Source organism: Sphingobacterium sp. UBA7253 (genome assembly GCF_002472745.1).
Classification (GTDB): Bacteria; Bacteroidota; Bacteroidia; order Sphingobacteriales; family Sphingobacteriaceae; genus Sphingobacterium; species Sphingobacterium siyangense.
In genome coordinates this window covers 1-5,493 of record NZ_DKSP01000101.1, presented here as the reverse complement: position 1 = coordinate 5,493, position 5,493 = coordinate 1, and the positions used below count along the sequence as shown (strand labels likewise).

Genomic DNA, 5,493 nt, shown 5'->3' with positions numbered 1-5,493 from the left:
AATGCTTTTTTCCACCGTCCCTGGATGAGGTCCATGCGGTATACCACCTGGATGTAACGTTATCTGTCCCCTTTCCACGGATTTTCGACTCATAAAATCGCCATCCACATAATATAGGACTTCATCTGAATCTACATTACTATGGTTATATGGTGCTGGAATCGAATGAGGATGGTAATCATACATACGAGGGCAAAAACTGCATAAGACAAAATTGTCTGTTTCAAAGGTCTGGTGAACGGGTGGCGGTTGATGCAATTTACCTGTTATCGGCATGAAATCATGAATCGAAAATGCCCATGGAAAATGATAGCCATCCCAACCAACAAAATCAAATGGATGGCTCCCATAAACATACGGATAAATCATCCCTTGCTTCTTGATCATCACTTCAAAGTCACCCAGTTCATCAAAAGTTTCCAAATTTTGAGGTACCCGAATGTCCCGCTCAAAAAAGGGCGCATGTTCCATCAATTGACCAAATTCATTGCGATAACGTTTGGGCGTACGTACGGGAGAGAATGATTCAACAATAAACAGTCGATTATCTTCCTGTTCAAATTCCATTTGATAAATCGTTCCTCGGGGGATTACCAAATAATCTCCATACTTGAAGGGGATACTCCCATATCCAGTCTTGAGTTTCCCCATCCCCTGATGGATGAAGACAATCTCATCTGCCTGGCTATTTTTATAAAAATAGTCATCCATCGACCGACGGGGAGCTGCTAAGGATATATGTAAGTCCTGATTAACCAACACAGGTGTCCTGCTTTCGAGGTAGTCATCTTTTGCCTGTACCTGAAATCCCTTTAGACTGGTATGTTTAAGATGTTTGTCGCGGGCAATCCGGGGAGACACATCATAAGGCTCTCTTATTTGTTTAACGAGTGTGGGTGGATGACAATGGTACACTAAGGAATAAAGACTGGAAAAACCATGTGTGGATACTAATTCCTCGGCATAAAGCGTGTTATCGGGCTTTCTAAAAACAGTATGTCGCTGCATTGGAATTTGCCCTTGTTTAACATAAAATGGCATAATTCTACGATTTAAACGGTTATAAAATTAAATGAATATCCAAATTGCCAATAGAACTATCGGCAAGTAGTAAAAGAGAAGATTAGTATTGTGCAAAAACGATATCAGCTATGATTGCTTTATTAAAAGCAACATAGGGCATGGAGGACGCAAAGCGATGTACACCACGATTGATCATTTTTTATAGTTTATAATGCTTTAATAAAGGTAAGAATATTTTTCTATTTTCAAGAGAAGAAATATTTTTTTCAAATCTTATACAATATATTTGTGTCGAATGCTAACAACATTGAATAACCAAATAGAACACTTCATATATGAGAATTGTCACTAGCACTAAAAATGGTCAACAAGAATTGGGCATTGTTATAGACGACCGCTTTTATAGTTGCTCAGTCATCGATCAAAACCTTCCCACAACGATGTCGGACTTCCTCAAAGGTGGCGAAGAGACCATGAATCAGCTACAAATCTTTGAAACAGCTTTGCGTCAAGGAGCTATGAACAGGCCCTATCGTCTACTAGACGATATCCAACTCATCGCCCCCGTGCCACAGCCAACATCTTTTCGTGATGCTTACGCTTTTCGACAGCATGTCGCAACCTCGAGAAGAAACCGCGGATTAGCTATGATCCCTGAATTTGATGAATTTCCCGTTTTTTATTTCTCCAACCATCAGTCCATACAGGGACCTGGTCCCGTTCAATGCATGCCCCTACATTTAAATCAACTGGATTTCGAACTAGAAATTGCAATAGTCATCAACAAACCAGGAATCAATATCCCCGCCGCTCAGGCAGATGAGTATATTGCTGGCTATATGATTATGAATGATTTTAGTGCCAGAAAACTCCAAATGGAGGAAATGAAATTGAGTTTGGGCCCTGCCAAGGGCAAAGATTTTGCAACAGCAATTGGACCTTACTTGGTGACAAAGGATGAATTGGAACCTTATAAGGTTCAACCTGCAGCAGGACATATTGGCGACTGTTATGAGCTCAATATGACTTGTAAAGTAAACGGCACGCAAGTCTCAGCGGGTAATTTTGCGAGTATGCACTGGACTTTTGCAGAAATTATTGAACGTGTTTCCTATGGTGTACAAATTTCCCCTGGTGATATAATCGGTTCTGGGACAGTCGGAACAGGCTGCTTTCTTGAGCTCAATGGTACAGCACGCATAGCGGATCCTAATCATAAAGACCAATGGCTCGACCTTGGCGATGAGATTGAATTAGAAATCACGGCGCTCGGAAAACTTTCCAATTCTATTGTATTATACCATTCATAAATCTACGGATATGACCTCTTCCTTTGAAACCATCACCTTTGAATCTGTTAAAGACAAAGCTATTATAGATAATTTAATTAAGTATGCTGTTGCACCGCGGCCAATTTGCTTTGCAAGCACGATCGATAGCAATGGAAACATAAATTTAAGCCCCTTCAGCTATTTTAACCTGATGTCCCATCAGCCGCCAATCTGTGTTTTCTCTCCCTTGCGACGCATGCGTGATGGTAGTACCAAACATACATTGGATAATATACAGGAGGTTAATGAAGTTGTCATCAATATTGTTAACTACGATATGGTCCAGCAACAATCACTTGCCAGTACCGAATATGGCAAGGAAATAAATGAATTTGATAAGTCGGGTTTTACGCCCATTCCCTCTATCCGAGTTGCACCACCTCGTGTAGCCGAATCCCCAGTCCAGCTGGAATGTCGGGTCAGAGAGGTTGTCGCATTAAGCGATGAGCCAGGAGCTGGAAATCTCGTTATTGCCGAGATCCTCTATATGCATGTCCATAAACACTTGTTGGGCAAGAACAATACCATTCAACAAAAAGATTTGGATCTGGTAGCCCGGCTCGGTGGTGATTGGTATTGTCGTGTAACCGACGAAAACTTATTTATTGTACCGAAGCCCCTCCGTAACCTGGGAATTGGCATAGACCAACTTCCAGAAAAAATTAGATTTTCGAATGTATTAACCGGAAATCACCTGGGGTTGCTGGCCAACGTAGAAACACGACCAACATTAAAAGACCCACAGCAAGAAGATAAGTACTTCAACTATCTGAAGCTAAACTTTGAAGACAGCCCATCAAAGTTCACACAAAAAATTCACGAATATGCTGCCCAACTATTAGACGCGGGCAAACTTAATGAAGCCTGGCAAATACTTTTGCAGGCATAGCTTAAATAGACAGTAAAAAAGGAGAGCTCTACATAGATTTAATAGCTCTCTTTTTTTATATCGCCTTTTTTACAGCCAATTTCACATATAATACTTTTTAGTGGTTATTTAAATCTTCCTCCTTAGCAACACGCAATCCATCATCAATCAGTTTTTTCAAATTTGGATATCGGATAATAAATTCCAAGAGCCTCTGTTCGGCCTGAGTAGTTAATTCCCCTCCATCATTAGCCTGGGCAATTTCAAATAATTCAACCAAACCTAACCAATGATCTGCATTTTCCGGTCCCAATTGACTGAAAATCTCCAGCCATACTTTCTGATCAAAACCGTTGTCCCGCAAATTCCGTATCGCAGCATGACAATTCACTAGTTTTACATCTTCCGTTTCGGCAGGTATTGAAGATAGATCCTTATCCAAATGCTCCTCCAGCGCATCATAGGCATCTTTATCCGCAGCGCCTGCAAATACAGATACTATTTCCGCTCCGACAGCCATATCGTATGTTCCCCATTCAGGTTTAAAATACACCTCTTCCCTATCGCTACGGTATACCTCGCATCCTATAAATGAAATCAAAACAATCTTGCCAAATTGACGTACAATCTTTTGAACAATTCCCGATACAATAATCCCTGAAGCAAAGTTTAACGAACACTGCTGCCCTTCCACTACAACATATTGAATCAATGTTGCTTCATCAAAATCGGCTAAGTCACTATCTGCACCGCGCAAGTGTCCTACAGGGGAGCCAAACCCTTCGCTATGATAAATGATACCGTGGCCTTCAAGCTGTTTACCTGCTACCGCCAAAGCTGTAGGTCCATGTGTTTGAATATAAGAGAGATTTTTATCTGCGTTGGCCAGCTTAAAAACGCCCGACACCTGCAAACCGGAACTATATTCCACAGTGCAAACAGCTCTACAGTCTATTGCCTTGTCAAGGCTCTGTTTTCCCCCTACGCGAAAAGCCATGGTATCAGCAAATTTATCCAATACGAGCTTTAGGTGTTCAAAATCCGGTGTAACAAATAGCTGTGGTTGTGGTTTGGTAATATCATAAGGATATTCGATTGCATTTAAACCATACGCCAACTTAGGCACATCTTCCTGCATGCAGCTTGCGCTTTCTCCAATAGAAGACAGTAAACCAGCTCCATAAATTTTGGGGTTATGAAGATCTCCAATAAGTCCGTATTCCACAGTCCACCAATGCAACCTGCTCAACAATGCCATCTCCGAAGGCTCGCCCATATTATCTTGAATGATCTGCAAATTTTTCTCTGCTTCCGCCAACTCAGCCGCCGTTGTTGTAGCGTGTTCTTTTAAAATAGATAGGTGGCGAATAGCTTCGTAGAGTTCAAAATCTTTGCCCGAAGAAAGTGCTTTCGTACCAACCTCCCCAAAGTACTGCAAATATGTAGCGTAATCTGGCTCACCGATTATAGGTGCATGTCCTGAAGATTCGTGAATAATATCTGGTGCCGGTGTATATTCGATATGTTCCAATTGACGTATGTCTGCAGCAATAACTAGTACGCGGTGCGCCTGAAATTCCATAAAAGCAGCCGGCGGAATAAATCCATCCACAGTCACAGCCCCCCAGCCAATTAATTTTAGACTATCGTTCATGTCCTGTAGGTTCGGGATGGTCGCGATGGATAATCCTGCTTTCTTCAATCCCGGAATATAAGGGTAGTAGGCTACATCTTTCAAGAAAGAATAATTCTGACGCATGACATAACGCCACAATGCTTGATCCAGCGCGGTATAACGTTCATATCGTTGGGCTACTACATAGCGTTTCAAATGTTTGGGCAACCGCTCCAAAACAATATTATTATATGTTTCCATCTATAATTGGTATGAAAATAAAGTATGAGACTCCTATATGAAGGTAGAAATTATTTATGGTTTAAGAAAGGACCACGATGTTATTTTACTACTTTTAGCAAAACATTAAAAAAGTATACCCTCACAAACCTTACTAGATAACTCTAAAATAAGCCCTTTTACCTAATTTAATTTTAAAACAAGTATTCAAATCAAGCATCAGCTCCGGATTCAGCTGTTTTATTGAATCGATCTGCACTGCACCGCCTATAATCAATCTTCGCATCGCCGACTTTGTTGCCCCCTTTAGGAAATGACATAGATCGACCAGTTTAATCTGTTCACCAAACTGTTCGCGCAATGTTTGACCCGACACCTCCTCAAAAGCCTTTTCTTCTAATTTCTTGCTCTGAAAC

5 protein-coding genes are annotated in these 5,493 nt (G+C 41.1%); 2 read left to right on the top strand and 3 right to left on the bottom strand.

Annotated features, from left to right (window positions below; all coding sequences use genetic code 11):
* Window positions 1–1,041 (bottom strand): homogentisate 1,2-dioxygenase (locus B2X72_RS09715; RefSeq protein WP_286849386.1); only part of this gene is annotated, 1,041 nt, incomplete at its 3' end.
* Window positions 1,042–1,358: 317 nt separating this feature from the next.
* Here B2X72_RS09715 and B2X72_RS09710 point away from each other — a divergent pair.
* Together B2X72_RS09710 and B2X72_RS09705 are read left to right on the top strand one after the other, a co-directional pair.
* Entirely contained in the window at window positions 1,359–2,333 is a 975-nt protein-coding gene (locus B2X72_RS09710; protein ID WP_075991795.1) for a fumarylacetoacetate hydrolase family protein, read from the top strand.
* A 10-nt stretch (window positions 2,334–2,343) separates the two neighbouring features.
* On the top strand, window positions 2,344–3,243 hold the full coding sequence (locus tag B2X72_RS09705) for a flavin reductase family protein (RefSeq protein ID WP_075991794.1): 900 nt from the start codon (window positions 2,344–2,346) through the stop codon (window positions 3,241–3,243).
* A 97-nt stretch (window positions 3,244–3,340) separates the two neighbouring features.
* On the opposite strand, the gene B2X72_RS09700 is transcribed toward B2X72_RS09705, so the two are convergent.
* Together B2X72_RS09700 and B2X72_RS09695 are read right to left on the bottom strand one after the other, a co-directional pair.
* The gene (locus B2X72_RS09700; protein WP_075991793.1) at window positions 3,341–5,098 is read right to left on the bottom strand and encodes an aromatic amino acid hydroxylase; all 1,758 of its coding nucleotides are present in this window, start codon (window positions 5,096–5,098) and stop codon (window positions 3,341–3,343) included.
* A 133-nt stretch (window positions 5,099–5,231) separates the two neighbouring features.
* A partial coding sequence (locus B2X72_RS09695) for a hypothetical protein (RefSeq protein ID WP_286849382.1) occupies window positions 5,232–5,493 on the bottom strand: 262 nt, incomplete at its 5' end.